The sequence below is a fragment of the Mesorhizobium sp. M0152 genome (genome assembly GCF_040322415.1).
GTDB lineage: Bacteria > Pseudomonadota > Alphaproteobacteria > Rhizobiales > Rhizobiaceae > Mesorhizobium.
The window spans coordinates 1-1,245 of the sequence record NZ_JAMYTH010000115.1 but is presented as its reverse complement, the minus strand read 5'-3'; the positions used below and the strand labels follow the sequence as shown (position 1 = coordinate 1,245).

1 pseudogene is annotated in these 1,245 nt (G+C 60.2%); it reads right to left on the bottom strand.

Annotation, left to right across the window (positions count from 1 at the left end):
- Positions 1 to 132: 132 nt before the first annotated feature.
- Positions 133 to 1,245, bottom strand: a pseudogene (locus tag NKJ26_RS33375) (hypothetical protein); the annotation flags it as partial.

The window sequence follows — 1,245 nt, the reverse complement described above, 5'->3', positions numbered from 1 at the left end:
TGGGGTGACGAGGCTGATCAAGCCTTCCAACAGTACCAGCCTGATCAATTACGGCGAGAGCTACCGGTCCGGAGATCGCATCAGCGCCTCTGTCGTCAAGAGAGCTGTTCTGCTTGACCCCAGCCATGGAGCTCAACGCCCCGCGTCGGAGCGCTCCCTGCTTCTGAAGGAAGCCATTAGGTCCGCTCGGGCTTGATCGGAGGCTTGGCTGATGGACGTCGTGGTTGCTTCGCTCAGTTGCCGCCCCATGGCGCGGCTTTGCGGATTATCAGTCCTCTGCCTCTTCGCCGGTCTCAACAGCGCTGTGCAATGTTCATTGTTTATGATGACGCCCCCGCTGTTCACGAGGTTGCTCCTGTCAAGTGTACTCGTCAGTCCGTCCTGGGCCTCGCGCTTCTTGCCCAAGTGCCGTTCAAACGGCGCTGGCGCGACTTGTTGAGCTCGAGAGATGGGTCCCTGCTCTCCTGCGTGGCCATGAGCTTGTGCCGCGGTCTGCGCAGCGGCGTCCCCAATGGCACGAGCCTCCATGCCGACTGCGTCTTCCGGACGAGCAGCAAGGGCAATTTCGCGCCCGAGTGCGAACTTCCGGACATGAGTTAGTGCACTGATGTCAGCGGTTTTCATATAGCGCTTGGCATCTTCATCCAGCGACCGCTCGTGAAGCCGATCCGCAATCCCCGGCTTTTTGTTTTCAACCAGGCATTGACTGAAACGTCTAAGAGCAGACCCATAGACCTCAACGGTACGGGGTTTCGGCCCGGTCGGCGCTGCCTCGTACGCTTTGATGAGAGCCGCTGTGTACTCTCTGATGAGCACGGCGTCGGCAGGGTGGGGATTCAGGGCAGGGCGGCCCACCACTGGCGCTCCGCCCGCCCACGTCTTGAGACGACCCAGTGACCCAGCCACGGCCGAGGGGCCGCCACCCCAGATCTCGTACTCCTTGCGATCCCGATCCAGCGACGAATCGTGAAGCCGATCCGCAATCCCCGGCTTGTTATTTTCAACGAGCCAATGACCAAAGCCGAAAAGAATATCTACATGGCGCTTGACCGTGATCTCCCCGACCTTACCGGCATAGAGTGCTGACCTCAGCCCTTCGACAAGGGTCGCATCGTTGGAATAAAGAGGACCCTTGTCGGGACCGGAGACCACTTTTGGGCGATCTGGCTGCACCGCCGCCGGCACAGAACGAGCATGGTCACGCAACTCGGACGGTGCGGGGGGATTCAGATCAACCACTGACGA